Origin of the sequence: Lutibacter sp. A80 (genome assembly GCF_022429645.1) — a bacterium.
Lineage (GTDB): Bacteria > Bacteroidota > Bacteroidia > Flavobacteriales > Flavobacteriaceae > Lutibacter.
In genome coordinates this window covers 1139663-1158859 of sequence record NZ_CP092480.1, presented here as the reverse complement: position 1 = coordinate 1158859, position 19197 = coordinate 1139663, and the positions used below count along the sequence as shown (strand labels likewise).

The 19197-nt window shown below is 27.1% G+C and carries 23 protein-coding genes and 1 pseudogene; 14 read left to right on the top strand and 10 right to left on the bottom strand.

Features of this window, described 5'->3' with window-relative positions; translation table 11 throughout:
- Positions 1 to 33: 33 nt before the first annotated feature.
- The gene (locus tag MHL31_RS05255; protein WP_240228029.1) at positions 34 to 1425 is read right to left on the bottom strand and encodes a hypothetical protein; all 1392 of its coding nucleotides are present in this window, start codon (positions 1423 to 1425) and stop codon (positions 34 to 36) included.
- A gap of 164 nt (positions 1426 to 1589) precedes the next feature.
- Between MHL31_RS05255 and MHL31_RS05250 the strand changes: the two genes are divergently transcribed.
- Entirely contained in the window at positions 1590 to 3215 is a 1626-nt protein-coding gene (locus MHL31_RS05250) for an ABC-F family ATP-binding cassette domain-containing protein (protein WP_240228028.1), read from the top strand.
- Positions 3216 to 3286: 71 nt separating this feature from the next.
- Here MHL31_RS05250 and MHL31_RS05245 read toward each other — a convergent pair whose 3' ends face one another.
- Positions 3287 to 4507, bottom strand: a complete 1221-nt coding sequence (locus MHL31_RS05245; protein ID WP_240228027.1) for an exo-beta-N-acetylmuramidase NamZ domain-containing protein — start codon at positions 4505 to 4507, stop codon at positions 3287 to 3289.
- A 17-nt stretch (positions 4508 to 4524) separates the two neighbouring features.
- Between MHL31_RS05245 and MHL31_RS05240 the strand changes: the two genes are divergently transcribed.
- Both MHL31_RS05240 and MHL31_RS05235 read left to right on the top strand, forming a co-directional pair.
- Positions 4525 to 5760, top strand: coding sequence for an ABC transporter permease (locus MHL31_RS05240; protein ID WP_240228026.1), 1236 nt, complete (start codon positions 4525 to 4527; stop codon positions 5758 to 5760).
- Between the two features lie 19 nt (positions 5761 to 5779).
- Complete coding sequence (locus MHL31_RS05235) at positions 5780 to 6232, top strand: GNAT family N-acetyltransferase (protein WP_240228025.1); 453 nt, start codon at positions 5780 to 5782, stop codon at positions 6230 to 6232.
- 64 nt (positions 6233 to 6296) lie between these two features.
- Here MHL31_RS05235 and MHL31_RS05230 read toward each other — a convergent pair whose 3' ends face one another.
- The gene (locus tag MHL31_RS05230) at positions 6297 to 7886 is read right to left on the bottom strand and encodes a peptide chain release factor 3 (protein WP_240228024.1); all 1590 of its coding nucleotides are present in this window, start codon (positions 7884 to 7886) and stop codon (positions 6297 to 6299) included.
- A gap of 91 nt (positions 7887 to 7977) precedes the next feature.
- Between MHL31_RS05230 and MHL31_RS05225 the strand changes: the two genes are divergently transcribed.
- Genes MHL31_RS05225 through MHL31_RS05215 form a run of 3 tightly spaced genes read left to right on the top strand, consistent with a single transcriptional unit; the run spans position 7978 to position 9583 of the window.
- Positions 7978 to 8187 carry a phage major tail tube protein gene (locus tag MHL31_RS05225; RefSeq protein ID WP_240228023.1) on the top strand — a complete coding sequence of 70 codons (210 nt, stop codon included), beginning with the start codon at positions 7978 to 7980 and terminating at the stop codon, positions 8185 to 8187.
- Entirely contained in the window at positions 8188 to 8700 is a 513-nt protein-coding gene (locus MHL31_RS05220; protein ID WP_240228022.1) for a recombinase family protein, read from the top strand. It abuts the gene before it with no gap.
- Between the two features lie 13 nt (positions 8701 to 8713).
- Entirely contained in the window at positions 8714 to 9583 is an 870-nt protein-coding gene (locus MHL31_RS05215) for a DnaB-like helicase C-terminal domain-containing protein (RefSeq protein WP_240228021.1), read from the top strand.
- On the opposite strand, the gene MHL31_RS05210 is transcribed toward MHL31_RS05215, so the two are convergent.
- Together MHL31_RS05210 and MHL31_RS05205 are read right to left on the bottom strand one after the other, a co-directional pair.
- Complete coding sequence (locus MHL31_RS05210; RefSeq protein WP_240228020.1) at positions 9584 to 10852, bottom strand: PD-(D/E)XK nuclease family protein; 1269 nt, start codon at positions 10850 to 10852, stop codon at positions 9584 to 9586.
- Positions 10852 to 11763, bottom strand: coding sequence for a YafY family protein (locus tag MHL31_RS05205; protein ID WP_240228019.1), 912 nt, complete (start codon positions 11761 to 11763; stop codon positions 10852 to 10854). Before MHL31_RS05205 ends, MHL31_RS05210 begins: the two co-directional genes overlap by 1 nt.
- A 185-nt stretch (positions 11764 to 11948) precedes the next feature.
- Between MHL31_RS05205 and MHL31_RS05200 the strand changes: the two genes are divergently transcribed.
- From MHL31_RS05200 to MHL31_RS05175, 6 genes and pseudogenes are all read left to right on the top strand, one after another.
- Positions 11949 to 12191 carry a hypothetical protein gene (locus tag MHL31_RS05200; RefSeq protein WP_240228018.1) on the top strand — a complete coding sequence of 81 codons (243 nt, stop codon included), beginning with the start codon at positions 11949 to 11951 and terminating at the stop codon, positions 12189 to 12191.
- Between the two features lie 111 nt (positions 12192 to 12302).
- Positions 12303 to 12539 (top strand): hypothetical protein, encoded by a 237-nt coding sequence (locus tag MHL31_RS05195; protein WP_240228017.1) that lies wholly within the window; start codon positions 12303 to 12305, stop codon positions 12537 to 12539.
- 383 nt (positions 12540 to 12922) lie between these two features.
- Positions 12923 to 13222, top strand: a pseudogene (locus tag MHL31_RS16250) (ATP-binding protein); the annotation flags it as partial.
- Between the two features lie 193 nt (positions 13223 to 13415).
- The gene (idi, locus tag MHL31_RS05185) at positions 13416 to 13934 is read left to right on the top strand and encodes an isopentenyl-diphosphate Delta-isomerase (protein ID WP_240228016.1); all 519 of its coding nucleotides are present in this window, start codon (positions 13416 to 13418) and stop codon (positions 13932 to 13934) included.
- 2 nt (positions 13935 to 13936) lie between these two features.
- Positions 13937 to 14215 (top strand): hypothetical protein, encoded by a 279-nt coding sequence (locus tag MHL31_RS05180; protein ID WP_240228015.1) that lies wholly within the window; start codon positions 13937 to 13939, stop codon positions 14213 to 14215.
- Positions 14216 to 14626 (top strand): 6-carboxytetrahydropterin synthase, encoded by a 411-nt coding sequence (locus MHL31_RS05175; RefSeq protein ID WP_240228014.1) that lies wholly within the window; start codon positions 14216 to 14218, stop codon positions 14624 to 14626. It begins immediately after the preceding gene.
- A 7-nt stretch (positions 14627 to 14633) separates the two neighbouring features.
- Here the strand turns inward: MHL31_RS05175 and MHL31_RS05170 are convergent, their stop codons facing one another.
- The 4 genes from MHL31_RS05170 to MHL31_RS05155 all read right to left on the bottom strand — a co-directional run bounded on the left by MHL31_RS05170 (position 14634) and on the right by MHL31_RS05155 (position 17067).
- The gene (locus tag MHL31_RS05170) at positions 14634 to 14846 is read right to left on the bottom strand and encodes a DUF2892 domain-containing protein (protein ID WP_240228013.1); all 213 of its coding nucleotides are present in this window, start codon (positions 14844 to 14846) and stop codon (positions 14634 to 14636) included.
- Positions 14847 to 14906: 60 nt separating this feature from the next.
- Positions 14907 to 15497 (bottom strand): hypothetical protein, encoded by a 591-nt coding sequence (locus MHL31_RS05165; RefSeq protein WP_240228012.1) that lies wholly within the window; start codon positions 15495 to 15497, stop codon positions 14907 to 14909.
- 32 nt (positions 15498 to 15529) lie between these two features.
- Positions 15530 to 16537, bottom strand: a complete 1008-nt coding sequence (locus MHL31_RS05160; RefSeq protein ID WP_240228011.1) for an adenosine deaminase — start codon at positions 16535 to 16537, stop codon at positions 15530 to 15532.
- A gap of 164 nt (positions 16538 to 16701) precedes the next feature.
- Positions 16702 to 17067, bottom strand: coding sequence for a hypothetical protein (locus MHL31_RS05155; protein ID WP_240228010.1), 366 nt, complete (start codon positions 17065 to 17067; stop codon positions 16702 to 16704).
- A gap of 473 nt (positions 17068 to 17540) precedes the next feature.
- Here MHL31_RS05155 and MHL31_RS05150 point away from each other — a divergent pair, with 473 nt between their 5' ends.
- Both MHL31_RS05150 and MHL31_RS05145 read left to right on the top strand, forming a co-directional pair.
- Positions 17541 to 17807, top strand: coding sequence for a hypothetical protein (locus MHL31_RS05150; RefSeq protein ID WP_240228009.1), 267 nt, complete (start codon positions 17541 to 17543; stop codon positions 17805 to 17807).
- A 120-nt stretch (positions 17808 to 17927) separates the two neighbouring features.
- Positions 17928 to 18140 carry a hypothetical protein gene (locus MHL31_RS05145; RefSeq protein ID WP_240228008.1) on the top strand — a complete coding sequence of 71 codons (213 nt, stop codon included), beginning with the start codon at positions 17928 to 17930 and terminating at the stop codon, positions 18138 to 18140.
- Here the strand turns inward: MHL31_RS05145 and MHL31_RS05140 are convergent.
- Positions 18137 to 19084 (bottom strand): hydrogen peroxide-inducible genes activator, encoded by a 948-nt coding sequence (locus MHL31_RS05140; RefSeq protein ID WP_240228007.1) that lies wholly within the window; start codon positions 19082 to 19084, stop codon positions 18137 to 18139. The two genes, MHL31_RS05145 and MHL31_RS05140, sit on opposite strands and share 4 nt — an antisense overlap.
- Positions 19085 to 19197 lie beyond the last annotated feature (113 nt).

The following is a 19197-nucleotide window of genomic DNA, read 5'->3' as shown; positions in this document are numbered from 1 at the left end:
GGTACACTTAAAATCAATGCAACCGTAAAAAAATTAGTTTTTTTCTAATTTTTTTAATTCAGAACTAAATTTTTGACTGTCTAAATAGGTAAAACCATTAGTAACTATACCTTTATTATTAACCATAATTGTTCTTGGGTAACTACTTGTTAAATAGTTATGTGCATAGCTGTCTTTTGTAAGTTTAAATTGATTTTTTAAATCTAACAAATTTAAATCGGGATCTGAAGTAAATGCTCGTGAGTCTGGTTGCATGTTAATACCTACAAACAGTATTTTTGGGTGTTTCTTTTCTAAATAATGAATTCTGTTTGTTAAATATTCTAAAGACATATGTTCGGCTGACCAAAAATAGATAACAGCATTATTGTTTTTTATTACCTTATTAATATTTAAATTCTTATTGTTATAAGACACAATTTTAAAATCTTCTAAAGGTTTTTTATTTACAACAAATTTACTGTCGTTAACTAAGTTTTTTACTTGAGTTAAATATGTTTCATCTGTACAATTTTCTAAAAAAATATCTAAAGTTTCGTTGTTAATAGTACAAGTAGATTGACTTTTTAAGAAATCATCTATTACAATGCTTTTTAGTAATGCGTTTTTAAATTCTTCAAGTTTTACATTTTCGACAATAGCATTTAATAAATTTATGGTAATGTCTGATTTGGTACTGTCTTTTTCCTTTTGTTGGTAGCTTAAATTAATTAGGTAATTAATTACATAATTTCTGTATGGATAAAAGGATAAGAAATTTGCTTCATTTAAATTAACATCTTTTCTAAATTTATAAAAATCAGATGAAACTTTAGGAAAATTTCTAAGTCTATGTGCTCTTTTATTATAAAGAGGGTACAATTCCTTTAATCTATAAAGAGGGAAGTGTATAGCTGTATTTGTTAATTTTTGAAAACCCGTAGTAATGTTTTCTCTGTTTTTAGAAAATTCATCATAAATGGCTTGTCTTTTATTAGCAAGTGAGTCTATTTTAAATTGAAAATCAGTTTCGTTTAAATTAAAATATTTAAACATTTTACGTTCTTCTTTTTCATTTTGTAAAAATAAATTTATTAAAAATTCATTTTTACTACTTCCTCTACCAGAATAAACTATTGATTCATCAAAGTCCCAAGTGTTAAGCCTAACTAAAATACTATCGCTAGGTTCTATATAAATGTATTGAAATTCGTTGGCGTGTTTAAATGTATATAGACCTTCGGAAAAGTTTTTATATTCAGCAATAAATCTGTTATTTTTTTTAAGAGGTAAGGTGTCAACTACTTTATCATCTTTTAATAAGAGTACAAAATTTGTACGTGGATTTATAATTTGCCCTCCAAAATATGTTAACGAATTATTTTTTTTAGTTGTATTACAACTAAAAAGAAAAAGAGTTAATATGGAGCTTATAAAGTATTTCATTACTAATAAATTGTCTACAAAAATACATACAACTTTATGTATTACTTGTTAATAAGGTGTTAAATCTAAACATAAAATTGATTAAAAATATTACTTAGAATTAAATGTTTATAGTAAATCTATTTTAGTACTTTTGCACGGAATTTAAAAAAATAAATATTACAATGCTTTCAGTATCAAATCTATCTGTTCAATTTGGAAAACGTGTTTTGTTTGATGAAGTAAACACAAAATTTACAATTGGAAATTGTTATGGAATAATTGGCGCAAATGGGTCAGGTAAATCAACATTTCTAAAAATTATTTCAAATAAAATAGAACCTACATCTGGTCAAGTTCATTTAGAACCAGGAAAACGTATGTCGGTATTATCTCAAGACCACTATGCTTTTGACGAATTTCCTGTATTAGATACAGTTATGATGGGAAACAAAAAACTGTATGATATAAAAAACGAGATGGATGCAATTTATGCTAAAGAAGATTTTTCTGAAGCTGATGGAGTAAAAGCAGGTGAACTTGGTGCAGAATTTGAAGAAATGGGAGGCTGGAATGCTGAAAGTGAGGCTGCAACATTATTATCTTCTTTAGGTATTAAAGAAGAAATGCATTATACTTTAATGGCTGAATTAGATGGGAAATCTAAAGTAAGGGTATTATTAGCGCAAGCTTTATTTGGTAATCCTGATGTACTAATAATGGATGAGCCAACAAACGATTTAGATTTTGAAACTATAGGTTGGTTAGAAAACTTTTTGGCAAATTACGATAATACTGTAATTGTTGTGTCGCATGACCGTCACTTTTTAGATGCAGTTTGTACACATATTTCTGATATTGATTTTGGAAAAATTACACATTATTCTGGTAACTATTCTTTTTGGTACGAAAGTAGCCAGTTAGCGGCTAAACAAAGAGCTCAACAAAGTAAAAAAGCTGAAGATAAAAAGAAAGAATTAGAAGAGTTTATACGTCGTTTTTCTGCAAATGTTGCTAAATCTAAACAAGCAACGAGTCGTAAAAAAATGATTGAACGTTTAAATGTAGATGAAATTAAACCATCGAGTAGAAGATATCCTGCAATTATTTTTGAACGTGAAAGAGAAGCTGGAGATCAAATATTAAATGTAGAGCACTTATCTAAAGCAACTGAAGAAGAAGTATTATTTAATGATATTCATTTTAATTTAAATAGAGGAGATAAAGTAGCGCTAATTTCAAAAAATTCTAGAGCGGTAACAGCTTTTTATGAAATTTTAAATGGTAATGCTCAAGCAGATGCTGGTAAATTTCAATGGGGAGTTACTACAACTCAATCATACTTGCCTTTAGATAATCAAGACTTTTTTAAAGATGCTAGTTTAAATTTAGTAGATTGGTTACGTCAATATGCTAAAACTGAGGAAGAACGCGAAGAAGTTTATTTAAGAGGTTTTTTAGGTAAAATGATTTTTAGTGGGGAAGAAGCTTTAAAACAATGCAATGTGCTATCTGGAGGAGAAAAAGTTAGATGTATGATGAGTAGAATGATGATGATGAGAGCTAATGTATTGATGTTAGATGAACCTACAAATCACTTAGATTTAGAAACAATTCAAGCATTTAATAACTCTTTAAGTAATTTTAAAGGAACAGTTATTTTTACAACTCATGACCACGAATTTGCACAAACCGTAGCAAATAGAGTAATTGAAATTACACCAAAAGGAGTGATAGATAGATTTATTACTTTTGATGAATATTTAGAAGATCCTAAAATTAAGGCATTGAGAGAAAAAATGTATAACTAAAACTTAGTACAATAAAAAAAATAGGCTATATCTTAAAATATAGCCTATTTTTTTGTTTTAAATTTTAAAACTTATTCATAAATTAAGTATTTCGCTCTTATTTTTTTAAATTTCTCAATAGCAGGTTTCCAAGAGTTATGGATTTCTTCGGCAGTTAATCCATTTTTTAATTGTTGTTCTAATTCTAAATTTCCTGCATGTACAGTAAAAGTTGCTCCAAAGAATTTTTCAGTTTTAGGCGTTTTGTTATAAGCGTCTACTAAATATTCGATATTTACAGAACTTAATTTTTCAATTTCTTTTAAATTTACTCCGTAGCATAATTTATTTTGATGCTTAGGTGATTTAGATCCAAAGTTGGGTTGTGGAGTATAGCTAAAATCACTTTTAGGAAAAAATGGAGCGCCATATTGTTGAAACTGATTTTCTGTTCCACGTCCAGCATTTATTATAGTACCTTCAAAAAAACCTAAACTAGGATATAAATTTATAGATTGATCGTTTGGTAAATTTGGTGAAGGACGTATTGGTAAATGATATGGAATTTGATGTGTATAATTTTTTAATGGAATTACTGTTAAATTACATTTAACATTGTTTTTTAACCAATTTTCTCCATTAATCATTTTAGCATATTCACCAATTGTCATTCCATAAACCAATGGAATAGGGTGCATACCAACAAAACTTTTATGTTCCATTTTTAAAGTTGGTCCATCTACATAATGCGCATTAGGATTTGGTCTGTCTAAAACTAATACAGGAATATTATTTTCTGCACAAGCTTCCATAATATAATGTAAGGTAGAAATATAAGTGTAAAAACGTACACCAACATCTTGAATGTCGAAAACAACTAAATCAATACCTTTTAATTGTTCAGCTGTAGGTTTTTTGTTTTTTCCGTATAATGAAATAATAGGAACTCCTGTTTTTTTATCAACTCCATCATCAACTAGTTCGGCAGCATCTGCTTTTCCTCTAAATCCGTGTTCAGGAGAAAAAACTTTTTTAATTGAGATGTTTAGTTGTAATAAACTATCTACAATATGTGTATATTTATTCTTTTTGAAAATTACCGAAGTTTGGTTTGCAACAATAGCAATGTTTTTTTGTTTTAAAATTGGCAAATAAAGCTCGGTTTGTTGTGAACCAGTTAAAATTTCTTTTGAAGAAACTTCAGTAGTTTTTATTGCTTTTGAATTGTTATTAGCTGTATTTGTTTGTCCGCATGAAATCAAACTAAAAAACTGCAAAAAAACTAATAAGAAATATGTATTTTTGGTCGACATAGAAATAAAGTATAAAATTGAATTACGAATTATTTATAGCAAAACGTATTATTGCTGCTAAGCAATACAAAAGTAGCATTTCATCACCAATAATAAAAATTGCAATTAGTGCAATTGCAGTTGGAATTATTGTTATGATGATTGCCATTGCAACAGGTTTTGGATTACAGGAAAAAATACGAGAAAAATTATCTGGATTTAATGGGCATATTCAAATTACTAATTTCGATAATAATAATTCTGAAATTACATTAATTCCTATTGCTAAAAATCAAGATTTTTATCCAGAATTTAAAAATGTTGATAATATAAAAAAAGTGCAACCTTATGCAACAAAAGGTGGAATTATAAGAACTGAAACAGATTTTGAAGGGATTATTTTAAAAGGAGTTGATAAAGAGTACGATTGGACATTTTTTAAAGAGTATTTGGTTGAAGGAACTATACCAGATTTTAAGGGAGATGTTACAAATGATGTATTGATTTCTAAAGAAATTTCTAACAGACTACATATAAATTTAGGAGATACGTTTAATGTATTATTTGTTAAGGATGATCCTTCTAAAGCTCCTTGGTTAAGAGTTGTAAAAGCTGTTGGTATTTACAATTCTGGATTTCAAGATTTTGATGAAAATTTTGTAATTGGAGACATTCGCCATATTCAAAAAATGAATAGATGGTCAACAGATGAAGTTGGAGGCTTTGAGGTTTTAATTACCAATTTTGATGAAATTGGATTAAAAAGTAATCAAGTTTATAAAGAAACTGCATCAACTTTAAATAGTCAAAGTATTATTGAAAAATACCCTGGAATATTTGAATGGATTAGTCTTTTTGATAATAATATCTATCTGATAATTGTAATTATGGTCTTGGTTGCAGGTATAAATATGATAACTGCATTGTTAGTTTTAATTTTAGAAAGAACACAAATGATTGGGATTTTAAAAGCGTTAGGAAGTACTAACGTTGCTATTAGAAAAGTGTTTTTATACAATGCAGGTTATTTAGTTTTAAAAGGTCTTTTTTGGGGTAATTTAATAGGTTTGGGTATTTTATTAGCCCAAAAATACTTAGGATTTATCACATTAAATTCTGAGACTTATTATGTAAGTGAAGCTCCGGTTTATTTAGATTTTTGGTATATACTATTATTAAATATTTGCACCCTTTTATTGTGTTTATTAATGTTAATTGTTCCAACGTTATTAATAACTAAAATAGATCCTGTAAAATCAATTAAGTTTGAATAAAAATTAGAGTTTATTGAATATGAAAATAAGAAGAGCAATAGAAAAAGATGTACCAGAAATAATTAAAATAATTTCAGATGATAAACTTGGAGAGAAAAGAGAACATTTTACAAATCCGTTACCAAAATCATATTTAGAGGCTTTTAAAATAATTGCTGCGGATAACAATCAAGAACTTATGGTTGTTGAAGATGAAAATTCTGAAATAATTGGAACATTTCAGTTGTCATTTATTCAATACTTAAATTATTGCGGAGGATTAAGAGCGCAAATAGAAGTTGTTCAGGTTAGAAAAGATAAACGAGGTTTGGGTATTGGTAAACAAATATTTCAATGGGCTATTGAAAGGTCTAAAGAAAAAAATGCGATTATACTTCAATTAACAAGTGATAAAAAAAGACCAAAAGCAATAAAGTTTTATGAAAGTTTAGGTTTTAAAGCTTCACATGAAGGAATGAAATTACATTTTTAAATAAAAAAAGGGTAAGAAAACTCACCCTAATTATAATTAAATATTATTTTGTTTTAACCCTAATTTATGTAAGTTCACTTGTAAAGTATAACTTAACTGTTGGGTATTTACTTTGTGTCATTTGAATTGTAAATGCAGAATCTGCTAAAAATACAAGTTGACCTTGTTTGTCTTTGGCTAAAAAGCGTTGTTTTACTCGTTTAAATTCTTTGAATTCTTCATTTTTAGGATCTTCTGGATGTACCCAACAAGCTTTATGTACGGGTAAATTTTCATAGCTACATTTAGCGCCATATTCGTGTTCTAGACGGTATTGAATTACCTCGTATTGAAGTGCACCAACAGTACCAACTATTTTTCTTCCATTTAAATCTAAGGTAAATAATTGAGCAACACCTTCATCCATTAATTGGTCTAATCCTTTATATAATTGTTTAGATTTTAAAGGGTCTGCATTATTTACATAGCGGAAATGTTCTGGAGAAAAACTAGGTATTCCTTTAAAGTTTAAAAGTTCACCTTCAGTTAGTGTATCACCAATTTTAAAGTTACCAGTATCTTGTATTCCAACAATATCACCAGGGAAAGATTCGTCAACAATTTCTTTCTTTTCAGCAAAAAAGGCGTTAGGACTAGAAAATTTCATTTTTTTATTTAAGCGCACATGTAAATAAGGAGCATTTCGTTTAAAAGTACCTGATACAATTTTTATAAATGCCAATCTATTTCTGTGATTTGGATCCATATTTGCGTGTATTTTAAATACAAATCCTGCTAATTTTTCTTCTTTAGAGTCTACTACTCGTTCTTCAGATTTTTTAGGTTGTGGAGAGGGTGCAATTTCAATAAAACAATCTAATAATTCTTTTACACCAAAATTATTTAATGCAGAACCAAAGAATACGGGTTGTAATTCACCTTCTAAATATTCTTTTTTATCAAAAGGAGGGTAAACTTCGTTAACTAATTCTAATTCTTCACGCAATGTTTCAGCGGCTTTATCACCTATTTTTTCATCTAATTCAGGAACAGAAATATCATTAAATTCAACTCCTGTAGAAACAGTTTGTTTATTATCTCCAGAATATACATTTAATTTTTTTCCATAAATATTGTAAATACCTTTAAAATCATATCCCATACCAATAGGGAAACTTAAAGGACAAACGCGTAAGCCTAGTTTTTGCTCAACTTCATCTAATAAATCAAAAGCATCTTTACCTTCTCGGTCTAATTTATTTATAAAAACTATCATTGGTATATTACGCATTCTACATACTTGTACCAATTTTTCAGTTTGTTCCTCAACACCTTTAGCAACGTCAATTACTACAATAACACTGTCTACAGCGGTTAAAGTTCTAAAAGTATCTTCAGCAAAATCTTTATGCCCAGGTGTATCTAAAATGTTTATTTTTTTATCTTTATAATTAAAAGCCAATACAGAAGTGGCTACAGAAATTCCACGTTGACGTTCAATTTCCATAAAATCGGAAGTTGCACCTTTTTTAATTTTATTATTTTTAACTGCTCCAGCTTCTTGTATTGCGCCACCAAAAAGTAATAACTTTTCTGTTAATGTAGTTTTACCGGCATCGGGATGCGAAATAATACCAAAAGTTCGTCTGCGTTGTATTTCTTCTAAAAAAGTCATTTATAAGTTCTGTTTTTATGTGGGTAAATGTAATTACCTATATTTGAGTGCAAATGTAAAAAAATAACCCAACTATGCTTGGTATATATTTATGATTATCAAAAATGATGATGATAATAATTCAATTGAAAACCAATTAAAACAAGCCAACATATATAAAAGTCAATTACCAGAATATATTGATAACTTCAAAATATATAATGATGGTGAAGGAAAATCTGGTACATTGGATGATACCAAAAGACCAGAATTAAAAAAACTAACTGATGATATTGAAGCTGGTTTAATCACTTCTGTATGAATGCGTAAGCAAGATAGACTTGCAAGAAGTGGTAAAGTAGCATTGAAATTTGCCAATACAATTAAAGATAATAATGTTTACTTATTCTTTGGTGATAAAGGTCATTGTGATTTGAATGATTATATGGTTTATTTTCATTTTGGAATTATGGCAATGGTGGATGAACTTAAACCAAAAGCACAATCTGAAGAAACTATTAAATCATTAAAAAGGAATGCTGAAGAAGGTAAAGTAAATGGTAATATCCCGTTGGGTTATTTTACTAAAGCATCAAAACCGTATAAAGATGATGAAGAACCAATTCTGGTTAATGAAATATTTGATAAATATCTTGCTGGTGATGGTACAAGATTAATTGCCAATTATTTAAATGATGAAGGTATTCCAACAAAAGGAAATAAAAATACAATATGGGAAGCCGAAACAGTTAAAAATATTCTAAAAAATAAAATCATTCTAAAACAGATAAATACAACGACAAGTTTTGGCTTAAATGTTTCTTTTTTTTGTTGAAAATTTAAAAGAAATGAAAAGTTCAAAAAAATTAGTGAAAATTGCTTTACAAAAGATTAAAGATAAAGCTATGCATAAGGGAATCAGTGGAGTTCCTTCTGGTTTTGTTGAAATTGATGAATTTACCAACGGTTGGCAACCAGGTCAATTAATAGTGATTGCAGCAAGACCAGGAATGGGTATGTCTGCATTTACAAAATCAATGATTTTAAACACAACAATTAAATTTAATCAGGCTGTTGCGGTATTCTCTTTAGAGAAATCCGATATTCATTATATGAAAATGATGATTTCATATGAAGCTAAAATTCATCATTATTTATTAGGACGAGATAATGATTGGTGCGGTTTAAAAAATAAATTGAAAAATTTATCTAGGGCACCTATATTTATAGATGACACTCCTTATATATCTTTAGCTGATTTAAAACAGAAGGTAATTCAATTAAAATCTGAAAAAAATATTAAATTAATAGTTGTTGATTATTTACAGTTAATGACATTTCAAAAGCTGTCTATATTTAATCGTAGGCAAGAGATAGATATAATTTCTAGAAATTTAAAGAAACTTGCAAAGGAGTTGAAATTACCAATAATTGTTCTTTCGGAATTGCCGAAAACAGTTGAAAAACGCAAAAAGAATAAACGACCTAAACTACCAGATTTAAGGAAAATAACTTCAATTGAACTATATGCAGATATTGTAGCATTCCTCTACCGACCTGAATACTATGGTATAAATAAATGGGAATGGGATAGGAAAACTACAGAAGGTCAAGCAGAATTTATTATCGCAAAAAATCGAAATGGTTGGTTAAATCATTTCAGGTTAAAGTATAACCCATCTAGTTTCTATTTTTCAGATATTGAAATTGCTAATTAGTTATATTTGTATGTATTTTTGATTAGCTTTAAACACACTATCTTTGTACTGTTTAATAAAGGTAATCATAGTATTAGTAATCTCATTTATAGCTTCTTCTCTTTTATTCTCATTTGTATGTAGACTTTTTAGTGTTGATGTATCCCGAAGGGAGGAATCTTTAAAAAGACATACTTCGATTGGCCACCAATTCCAGCTACTCTTTTGATTAATCATTTTTGCGATATTCTCCTTTCCTTTTTCAACAAATACACCACCATAAAGCATACCATTTCTTTGTGGATGTCCCTTTCCACTAAAGGAATCAATTGCAAAATAAACTTTTGCATTATCTTTATATTTTTTGTGTTTTATATAAATTTTAGCAAAATTATTGTCTATTGGATTAAACTCTTTTGCCTCATCAAATTCTTCTATAAATTTCTCTTTAAGCTCCCTATTAAGTGCTTCAATAATTGAATTTCTAAAGTTCTTTTTAATTTCATTCAAAGCTCCATTAAAGTTGCTGTATAAGCTATCTGCTGCCTCAAAATTTTTTAATATTTCTTCTTGTACATCTTTAGAATATTTCATTTTCCCTGATAATTTTTGAATTAATAATTGATATTGCCTAATTGATTCTCTTAAAATTGGCTGTGATGCTGAAAGTAAATGGCATTCCATTAACCACTCATCAATTTCACGATAATAACTAATGCAATAGTAATCTTTATTAATAGTTACTCCTTTCTCCTTTGCGGGTCTACCATCAAGAGTTAAATAAAAGACAATGTTTTTGTCTGGCTTATAGTTTTTATATCTTTCAATTTGTTTTTCTTGAAGATTAGCATATATTTTATTTTCAATAGCAATATAATAACCATTAAGCTCTAATAAAATGTCAATATTTCCTCCTATTGAATTACCCTTGTTACTTTTGTCAATATATACAGGTCGTCCTATGTTTATCTCTTTGGACACAATGGTTTTACCTATTATTTCATAAGAACTATATTCTTTAAAAATTGGTTCAACCCTTTCAGGTGGGTTTTCATCAGGAATATTTTTACTAATTATTTCAACAAACTTCTTAAGAAAAACATCTCCTTTGTGATGAGAACCTTTAGGGTTTAATAATTCTGCAATAAAAGCAGAATGGGTATATCGTTCATCAGAAGTTTTATTTGTAATTAAAAATATATTAAAATCTTCTTCTTTTGATTTTCTTATTTTATTCTCATCGTCAACAATACGTTGTATTTGTGATAATAAATATTGTTCATTTTTCATTAATAATTTTTTAATTTTTTTAAAGCACTTAGAGATGATAAATGATGATTTATAATTTTGTCTCTTAACATTTTTGGTTCGACATAAATTAATTCTGCTCCAAAAGATAGTAACTCCATTATAAAATCATACGTTGGTACTAAGAAAAGTGAAAATACAACTTGTTTTTCATTTTCTTTAATGATTTTTTGAGAATGATGTAAAGGTAAACTTTTGAGATATTTGGCTTGAAAGCTATTAAAGGTAAGTTCAATATTAATTGGAGAGTCGTTATTAGGTGAAATTATGCCAAAACTATTTTTAAACATTTCAGCAACATCAATTTTATTTAATTTAAAATCTATTGCTGTGGTTTCAAGGTTTTTAATTCTGTCTAATCCAAAAATTCTAGGTTTTTCAATATTAACATCGTTACCAACAATATACCAACGCTGTCTATGTTCTTTTAGCGCATTAGGCTCAATCAATCTTTGTTCAGGCTTTTTATTCCAATATTTATAGTAATAAAACTTTATTTGTTTTTGATTTTTAATTGCATTTAAAATAGTACTTATAAACTGAGTTCCTTGAGGTTCTCTTGCCTCAAAAATTAAGTTGTTAGATAGTTTTTCTTTTAAACTTAAAGCGTTATAAATGTCCATCGTTTCAAGTAACCTTTGCTGTATTGCTGATTGTTCATCATTTACAATTCTATATTTTTTAATATTTCTGTCAAAAATAATTTCAACACTATATATAGAGTAAATTATGTTTATATCTCGTTGAAGTGTTCTTTTGGATAAAATTAAATCTAAACTTTGCAAATCAGATTCAATTTCTAAATAGGCAAGTATTTCCTCAAATGAAAAATTACCTTTTCTTAATTTATTAAGAATTAATTGTTGTCTTATATTAATTTCGGTTGTATTCAATTGTACCTTTAATTGTGATATTCATTGATAAAGATAATCAATTAAAACGTCAATATATGTCGTTTAAAATATTCTTTATTGTAAATACTTTTGAGGAAAGTTAGTTATTATTCATAAAAAAAACTAACATTTTCTATGAACGACACTTATTGTCTCGTTTCGTGATTAGTTTTGGTGTTAATTTTATGGAAAGAATTCTGAGAGTTAAACTATATGGTCAATCATTTCAAATTCATAAATTAAAAATGGATTCTAGTTTAATGCAAAGAATTCAGAATGTTGCAAATGAATTTAACGAACCATTACAGGATGCTATATTAAATATTAATTTTTTTAACAAATTAAATATTGATAATATTCGAACAATAAATGATTTGATAGATACAACTTTTAAAGGACTTATAAATAATAGTAAAAGTCAGATTTAAATATATTTGGGAGGAAAGAGGATAGCAAAATTCAATTTATCAGAATTATTTGAATTGACCACACTTTTTTCATTATATAGCACACAAAAAAATACTATTACCGTTGAAAATTTGAGTACTGGCTTATATGTAGAAGAAAAAGAAATAGGTCTTATTGGAACTCATGAAATTAGTGTAGAAAATTTTCACATAGAATCATTGAAATTTTATTTAACAAATGTAAAGGTGTCAAACATAGATTATCAATTACTTAATTTTATGACCTACAATAATCAGGTTATACCTAATGTGAAATCTGATTCAATGTTGACATATCAGAATTGTAAATTTATTAAACGTTTAGGATAGAGCCATAAGATAATTGCTTTATTTTAAGTAATTGGTAACAATTTAATTTAATAAACTTTAGTCTTAAAACAAGCGTTTTAAATATGTTTCAATCGATGAGTTCACACTAACATAGGGTTTCAGTCCAAAAGCCCTTGCTAGAAAACAAGTCCCAAATAATTTTGGCATTGTTTAAAACGTTAATAAGGAAAAATCCAAATCGATTTGATTGTAGCTTTGAAATCTCTCAATAAATAAAATAAATGTTTTATGTTTGTTTAATGTTATAATAGAAATATTTTATAAAACCTTATTTGTTAGTGTTTTAAATATTCATTAAGCTAATCTTCCCTTTCTGCTAAGTACCAATCCTACTTATTCTATATACCTCCACCTATTATACTACAGCAAAAGATGTTGCACTTGTTGGTGGAGGCCAATATCCGCAGCTAGGTGAAATTTCATTATCGCACAGTGGTGTGTTGTTTTTAGATGAGTTACCTGAATTTAAACGTACCGTTTTAGAAGTAATGTGGCAACCTTTAGAAGATAGGGAAGTTACTATTTTTAGTGCACGATTTACAGTAACGTACCCAAGTAGTTTTATGCTAGTTGCTAGTATGAACCCTAGTCCGAGTGGTTATTTTAGGGTGCAAGAGCACAGTAATTGCTTTGATGTTAAAAGGATAAAATTCTTCTTAAATAATTACCCACACAAAAATTGTATTAACATTTATAAAATTTTGAGGTGCAAATATAAGCTTAATAGTTTAAAAGTTATAAAGTTTAAAAGTCTAATGTTTTAAATACTATTTTCTATAAGTTTTAACAACTTTTGACTTTAGATTTTACTACGTATGCGCTTTCTTTTGTAAATTTGTGGTAATTCAAATAAATATGAGAGAAGAACAAGTAATTTTAGTGAATGAAAAAGATGAACAAATTGGTTTAATGCCAAAAATGGAAGCTCATGAAAAAGCACTTTTGCATAGAGCATTTTCGGTATTTGTATTTAATGATAAAAACCAATTAATGTTGCAACAACGCGCTGCTGATAAATACCATTCACCTTTATTATGGACAAATACCTGTTGTAGTCACCAACGAGATGGAGAAAGCAATATTGAAGCAGGAAAAAGACGTTTACAAGAAGAAATGGGGTTTGTATGTGAGTTGGAAGAAAAAACTTCATTTATATATAAAGCTCCGTTTGATAATGGTTTAACGGAACATGAGTTAGATCATATTATGGTTGGAAGTTATTCGGAAAACCCACTAATAAATAGGGAAGAGGTTGAGAGTTTTAAATGGATGACTTTAGAAGAAGTTAAAGAGGATATTGCATTAAAACCTGAAATTTATACAGAATGGTTTAAAATTATTTTTGAAAAATTTTACGAGTTTCTAGAACTTTAAATATGAATGAAAGAGATTTAAGAGTACTAAAAAATTGGGAGAAAAAACAAAAAATGGGTAAATGGAAGTATATTGCTGTTTACGGTGGTTTTTTTATGGTTTTAATACTAATTTTTAGAAATGGAAGTGATTATTTTTTAGATAAACTTCCATCAAATTTTTTTACAATTCAAAATTTATTGAAGCAACTAGTAAGTTCAGCTCTTGGAGGTTTAAGTTTTGGTTTAATTTCTTGGTTTATGAATGAAAGAACCTATAAAAAGTTAGTAAAGAATAAGTAAATGAAAGTAACAGTTAATAGAAAAGCACATTTTAATGCAGCCCATAGATTGTATAATGCAGAATGGACTGATGCAAGAAATGCCATGGTTTTTGGTAAATGCGCCAATCCAAACTACCACGGACATAATTATGATTTAATTGTATCTGTAAAAGGTGAAATACATCCAGAAACGGGATTTGTTATGGATATGAAAGTGCTGAAAAAGTTAATTGAAACTGAAATTGAAGAACAATTTGATCATAAAAATTTAAATGAAGAAGTTGAAGAGTTTAAAACATTAAACCCAACTGCTGAAAATATTTCAGTAGTAATTTGGAATAAATTACGTGCTAAAATAGACGATAACTTAGAGCTATCTATTACGCTGTATGAAACGCCAAGAAATTTTGTTACTTATTGTGGTGAATAAAATAGCTTTATTTTTTTTGGGGAGCTTTACAAGTTTTAATGCCAAAAATACTGTATAAAGGACAAAAATTAAACAATACAGTTAGCAATAATACAATGCCAACTCCCATAAGAACTATTGCTAGCATACCTGTTATTATATTAGTGTAGTATAAAATAATGATAGCTAAGGCAATTAAAATTCGAACTAATTTATCAGAACTTCCTATATTTTTTTTCATAGTCTTAAGTGTTAATTAACACTACAAGTTAAAATAAATTTTACAAAAATCTAAATTAGATTAGTCTTTTTTATGTTTATTTAATTCATCTTGTAATCTTCTCATTACTTTTTGTTCACGTTCTAAAGCTCTTTTTCTGTGTTCTTCAAATTCTTCTTCAAGTTCTTTTAAATTATTTTTAGTAAGTTTTGTAATGCTAATACTTTGTTTAAATTTAGTAATAAAGAACAAAAGAAGTAAAATCAATCCACCAATTATAGATAATATTACCGTTTTAAATAAGCCTTTTTCAAAATCGATACCCAAAAAAGAAATTGAAGTTATTTGAGTTTTTAATTTAGTAATTTCATTTTTTGTTGTGCTAAAACTAGTGTTTAAACTATCTATTGTTTTCTTTTGTTTATTTATAGTATTAGAAGCTCTTAAAATATCTTGTTTTGAAGCTAAAATAGAGTCGTTTATGTTAGATTTTAGTTTTAACAACCAATTTAACTTTACAACTTTATAATCTTGATATTTATTAGAATTTTTAATTAAATTTTCAAATTGCTCATCTACAGATCCAGAATCAATAAATTGTTTAGTAGTTTGACTATATGAAGTAATAGTAATAAGTACTAAAATAAACGTTACTAGTAATCTTTTTTTCATTATTAATTAATTTGTTTTTTTGGGGGACAAAATTAGTTGTTATTTAAATAGTAAACTTCTAATTCATTTAAATATTGTTGTTTTAAGTCATCATTTAAAAAAGAATATTGAAATGAGTTTTTTGCTAGTTGATAAATTTGGTGTTTTGTTAAATTTAAAGCCGCTTGTATTTCAAAATAATTCTTATTTATATTACCTCCAAAGTATGCTGGGTCATCAGAATTAATAGTAACTTTTAAGCCTAAATCTAACATTTGTTTTAAAGGGTGTTTTTTTAGATCAGTTACTACTTTTAATGCCGTATTTGAAAGAGGGCAAACTGTTAAAGCCAGGTCTTTAGCAATAATTTCGTCTATTAATTTTTGGTCTTGTAGCGCATTATTTCCGTGGTCTATACGTTTAATTTTTATAATGTCTAGAGCTTCCCACACATAATCAGAGTTTCCCTCTTCGCCAGCATGTGCAACAGGAATATAACCTTCTTTAATAGAAGCTTCAAAAACATTTTTAAATTTTGAAGGTGGATTTCCTTTTTCTGAAGAGTCTAAACCAACAGCTGTAATTTTGTTTTTAAAGGGAAGAGATTGTTCTAATGTTTTAAAGGCTTCTTTTTCAGACAAGTGTCGTAAATAACTCATTATTAATAATGATGAAATACCTAAATTTTCTTTAGCATCTTCACAAGCTTTTGAAATACCGGTAATAACAGTTTCAAATAAAACACCTCTATCTGTATGTGTTTGTGGGTCGAACATAATTTCTGTATGACGTACATTTTGTTCGGCACAACTTTTTAAATAACTGTAAGTTAGGTCGTAAAAATCTTGTATTGTTGTTAAAACACCTGCACCTTCATAATAAATATTCAAAAAATCTTGTAAGCAATTAAAGTTATAAGCTTCTTTAATTTCTTCAATGGAATTATAAGGAATTGTAATGTTATTTCTTTTAGCTATTTTAAACATTAAATCGGGTTCGAAAGTACCCTCAATATGTAAGTGTAATTCTGCCTTTGGTAAATTTGTAATAAAATTTTTCATTTGGCAAAACTACTTAATTCAATTATTTTAAATACAATTTGTTGAAAACTTAAGTAATATAAGCTAATTATTGGCTGTAGAAATGTAAAATTACTTTTAAAAAACTTTTTTCAGCAAATTAAAATTTTACATTTTTATACAGCCAATAAATATAATTTTAGCTGTTATGAAGCTTTTGAGATATGTTTTTTTAAGGGTAGTTTAAATATAGATTTACAAATAATATCTTCTTGTGGGCTATTGTTTATACTTACAGTAACCGCTAAATGTAATTCGTATTCGCTTAAATGTTTTATTTGAGAATTTAAAACTAATTGATCTTTTAGATACGCGTTTTTTAAAATTTGTAATTTGTATAATCGAGGAATAGGGTGTACTATATCTGCTTTTTTAGTTATTTTTTCTTTTACAAATGTTTCCATTTTATTATAAAGTACAGCAGGTAATAAGGCGTTATTTTTATTAATGTCTTTTGTAGTTACAGTAAATATATTAGAGTTATTTATAGTGTTGTTTGTAGAAGTTTTCATAAAAATTGAAATTTAAGATTTAATTATAATGTATGGGAATTAATTTAAGAGTTGTTTTGCTATTCATCTTTTTTAAGAGCATGCAAATAATGGAGTAGGCCTGTTGATAATTTGTAATTTGTTTCATAATTTTTGTTTTAATGATTAATTTTTGGATAAAAAAAAAGATGCTTTTTAAAAAAAGCACCTTTTATAATATTGTTATTTAATTTATTTAAATTTAATAATAGTGCCTTTTGGAAATGTAAACAAGTTGTTGTTTAGAATTACGCATAACAAAAACAGAACAAATCGATGTTAAAATCGATTTGGTTTCCATAATATTGGAAAATAATTGATATGTTTTGGCGACTAATTTCATAATTATATTCAAAAATATAAAATTATTTTGTTTATCAAAGAAATTTATTCTAAAATTAAAGTTAAATGCTGCTTTTAATGTAAATTTGCATTTACAAACTAATATAAAAATTATGGCTAGTATAAAAAATTTAAAAAAAGATATTAATTACGTTTTAGGGGATATAATAGAGGAGTGTTATACTTGGGAAATTTTAAATTCGAAAGCAGATAAAAAAGGAGCTGAAGCAATTATAGATGAGGCTATTGAAGCATTTGATTCTTTAATAGAGAAGTTAAATGCAAAAAATGTAGAAAATTACAAAGCACATTTTAAATCAGTGAACAAAGAGTTAGAAGAAACTGCAGGTAAATTGATTGAAAAAATTAATAAATTATAATTTTTTTTAACAATTTTTTACCTTTTCAAATGTCATTATTCTAGTTTATTTTTGGTAAATTTATGAAATAATTAATAGTATTAATACGTTCTTTATTTACCAACTAAAAAATTTTAATTTATGGCAAGAGCAATGTTTGAGTACACAAAAACAGTACTCGAAAAAGTTAGCTTTAATTTTGAATTATTTAACAAAGAATTAGAAAAGGCAGTAACAAGATTGTTACCTTATGAGGTTAAAGAGTTGTATTTTTGGCTACAAGAGTTCACTCAAAATAAACCAGACCTTCATAAGTGTCTAAATCTAATAGAAACCAAAAAGAGGAGCTTTTAAGCTCCTTTTTTTTGTTGTATAGGGCTAATAATTTTCACATCATTAAAGGTAATTACACCTCTAATTAATCCATCTATTAAATTTTTTAAAGCTTCTATTAAATGCACCTTTAAATGAGATTTATGATAGATAATACTTACTTCACGAGCTGGAGCAGGAGCTTTAAACTCTTTTAAATACTTTTTATCGTCATTGTTTAAATCTAAGGTTTGTAAATAAGGTAAAAGTGTCATACCTAAGCCTTCTTTTGTTAGTTTTATAAGTGTATTAAAACTACCGCTTTGCAATTGAAAGTTCTGGTTTTTTTTACCTATGGCACTGCATAAATTTAAAATATTTTCTTTAAAGCAATGTCCGTCTTCAAGTAATAATATATCGTCAATGTTTAAATTTTCAACATCTAAAGTTTCTACCGCATGTAAACGATGTTCAGGAGGAACAAAACCAACAAAAGGCTCGTAGTATAAAACACGTTCTTTAATGTTTTCATTTTCAAGCGGAGTAGCTGCAATAGCAACATCAATATGGCCTTCACTTAGTTTTTTAATAATTTCTTCCGTTGTTAATTCTTCAATTTTTAAATTTATTTTTGGATATTTTTTTATAAATGATTTTAAAAATATAGGTAATAATGTTGGCATTATTGTAGGAATAATTCCTAATTTAAAATCACCTCCAATATATCCTTTTTGTTGATCTACAATGTCGTTTATTCTATTACTTTCATCAACAATAATTTTAGCTTGTTCAACAATTTTTTTACCAATCTCTGTTAATTGAATTGGTTTTTTATTTCTATTAAAAATTTTAGTCTCTAAAGCCTCTTCAAGTTTTTGAATTTGCATACTTAATGTTGGCTGAGTTACAAAACAATGCTCTGATGCAATTGTAAAGTTTTGATGTTCGGCTACGGCTAAAACATATTTTAATTGAGTAATTGTCATTGTATAAATTTTTACGATAAAGATATTAAAAGTATTGATAATGATTATGATAAAATACGTCTTTTTTTACTTAAATTTGATGTAGAAATAAAATAATATAAAAAATAGATAAT